2 protein-coding genes are annotated in these 2,908 nt (G+C 71.1%); one reads left to right on the forward strand and one right to left on the reverse strand.

Going from position 1 to position 2,908, the window contains the following annotated elements; genetic code table 11:
* The first annotated feature begins 193 nt into the window (after positions 1-193).
* Positions 194-577 (forward strand): hypothetical protein, encoded by a 384-nt coding sequence (locus BAW75_RS07565; protein WP_043328785.1) that lies wholly within the window; start codon positions 194-196, stop codon positions 575-577.
* 106 nt (positions 578-683) lie between these two features.
* Here BAW75_RS07565 and BAW75_RS07570 read toward each other — a convergent pair whose 3' ends face one another.
* A complete protein-coding gene (locus tag BAW75_RS07570) occupies positions 684-2,492 on the reverse strand; it encodes a glycoside hydrolase family 6 protein (protein ID WP_104113061.1) in 1,809 nt (602 codons plus the stop codon).
* Positions 2,493-2,908: the final 416 nt, after the last annotated feature.

The following is a 2,908-nucleotide window of genomic DNA, read 5'->3' on the forward strand; positions in this document are numbered from 1 at the left end:
CAAACAAGGCCTCACCAAGAAAGAGATCATCCGCTGCCTCAAGCGCTACATCATCCGCGAGGTCCACACCGCCCTCCTCGCCGACTACACCGCCCTCAACACCCCTTGACATCCATAGGAGCATCCGTCCGCATGGCGCGGCCCGCACCGGGTACGCCCAGGGGATCACGCGAAGGGACAGGAGGGCAGCAGCATGACCGATCGTGACCGCGGTGGCGAGCGGCCGCTCGAGGAGACCCCCGAGGTGGCCGCGGCGGTGGACGACGACAGCACGGTGCCCCAGTTGCGCGCCGGCGGCGTCGACCCGGACAACCCCACCTTCACCGAGCCCGACGGCGCGGTGGCCGACACCGGCTCGCCGAACATCATCGGTGACCCGTACGCGGCCGGGACCGGCGCGACCGGCACCGGCACGGGCGCGGCGCCGGACGGCATCCGTACCGGCGCCGAACAGCCCTGGGACCCGGAGGACCTGGTGATGGCCCGGGGCCAGGACATGACGCCGGAGAACCTGGAACGGGCCCGCCACGACCTGCACGAGCTGGGCCGGGCCGCGATCGAGCGTACGGTTCCCTGACCCGGACGCCCGAGGGCCCCTGGTCGACGTGGGCGTCGACCAGGGGCCCGGGGAACCCGCGCGGGCGGTGCCTCACTCCCGCCGCCGCGGGTGGTACGGCCGCGGCTCAGGAGAGCGGCGGGTACGCGTTCTGCATCAGCTGCTGGAACTGGGCGGCGAACCACGCGCCGGAGATCGGCGCGTCCGGCAGGGCACCGGACATGCTGTTGCCGTTGCGGGCGTTACCGGTGTAGGTCGGGTCGCACATCCGGTCGAAGCCCTTGCCCTCGTTGTTCGGGATCTCCTTGCTGGAGCCGTCCGACTCACCCGGGGGCTTCACCCAGACGTAGGCGTCGATCCCGGGCTCCGGGTTGGCCTGCGGCCGCTCGCCGAGACCCGCGCCGGCCTGGTTGCACCAGTTGCCGGTGTGGAAGCGGCGGTCGACCCGGCCACCGTCGACGTAGGCGTCCACGCTGGTCGACGGGCCGGGGCCGGTCGGCCGGGCGGAGCCGCCCCAACCGTTGCGGGAGGTGTCGATCAGCATGCCGATGTTGCTGTCGAAGCCGATCGAGACCAGCTTCTGCCGGAACGCCTGGGCGAACGACAGCTCGTCGAGGTACTGGTTCCAGTCGGCCCACTTGGACTGCCGCACGGTCTGGCCGTTCACCGTGTCGGTGATCTTGACGTACGGCTCCTTCAGCGCGGAGTAGTTCGCCGTGTTGACGATGAAGCCCGCCACGTTGGCGACGGTGCTGCCGGAGGCGACCGCGGCGGCCTTGAGCTGGTCGGCGACCGGGCCGAAGTTGCTGTCCCAGCCGATCCAGCCGTGGTGGGCGGCGTCGATGTAGTTGTAGACGTTGCCGATCGCGCCCAGCTTCGCCAGGGCGTAGCCGACACCGTTCACGTACGCGCCGTTGGCCTTCACCGTGTCACACATGACCGTGCCGCCCGCGTTGCCCGAGGTGTTGGTCACCAGGTTGGGCAGCGAGTCGATCTCGATGATGTTGACGATGCGCAGGTTCCGGTACTTCGAGTCGCCCTGGATCGCGGCGATCGGGTCGATGTACTCGGCCTTGTAGCGGGGCAGCTCGTCCGGGCCCAGCTCGCCGTTCGAGGCGAGCGCCGAGCAGTCGCGGCCGGGCAGGTTGTAGATGACGAACTGGATGTAGCCGGCGCCCTGGGCGAGCGCGGCGTCCAGGTGGTCACGGACGCCCATCGCGCCGTTGGAGCTGCTGTCCGGCGTGCCGTTGATGGCGGCGATCCGGTCGATCCAGACCGCGGTCGGGTTGTTCGACACCCGGTTGCCGCCGGACACCGACTCGGCCTTGGCCTTCCACTCGGGGTTCACGTACCCCTTCACCCCGGCGTACGGGTTGTCGACCCGCTGCCCGGGCGGCGGCTGCGACGTCGGCGGGGTCGACGTCGGCGGCGTGCTCGTGGGCGGGGTGCTGGTCGGCGGCGTGCTGGTGGGCGGCGTGCTCGTCGGCGGGGTGCTGGTGGTCGGCGTGCCGCCGTTGCAGACCGTGCCGTTCAGCGTGAACTGGGTCGGCTTGGGGTTGCTGCCGCTCCAGGAGCCGTTGAAGCCGATGGTGGTGCTGGCGCCGCTGGCGAGCGCCCCGTTGTACGCCTCGTTCTGCGCGGTGACGTTCTGGCCGCTCTGGGACCACCGCGCGGACCAGCCGTTCACCACCCGCTGCGAGCTGTTCGGGAAGGTGAAGCCGAGGTTCCACGAGGTGAGCGCGTCACCGATGTTCTTGATGGTCACGGTGCCGGTGAATCCACCGGGCCAGTCGCTGGTCGTGTAGGTCACGCTGCACTGGGTGGCGGCCTGCGCCGCGGTGACCGGGAGGGTCACCAGTCCACCGGCTACCAGGACGCCGGCGCTGGTCAGCGCGAGCGCCCGGTTCCGGCCGGACAGCCTTCTCCACAGATTCATGCCACTGATCTCCTTGGGCGAGACCGGATCCGCGTACGGCCCGGCGCAAATGGCGGCGGCGGTCGCCCTGCGGGAACGACCGTGCGTGCCACTGGTTACTTCGGGGGACGCCCGACCCGGACGGGCGTTGGGGGTGGTGGTGCCGACCGGTCCGCAGGACCGGCCGATGGAGCCGGACGTCGGCCGGTCAACCGGCTGCCCTCGACGCCTGAGCTCGCGGTGTGGCTCCCCGAACCGCGTGCAGCGATTCTTGCATGGGAGCGCTTCCATGGCAATGCCTCGATGCGCCTCGCGGCCCACCCTACCGCCCACCCCGACCCCGCCCCGCTCACCGCGCGCCCGGAGCCCGCTACACCAGCCGGGCTCGCCGGCAACCACCCGCGGCCACCACCTCGCCGCCCCCCCCCGCACGCCGG

The sequence above is a fragment of the Micromonospora chalcea genome (genome assembly GCF_002926165.1).
In the GTDB taxonomy this organism is placed as follows: domain Bacteria; phylum Actinomycetota; class Actinomycetes; order Mycobacteriales; family Micromonosporaceae; genus Micromonospora; species Micromonospora chalcea.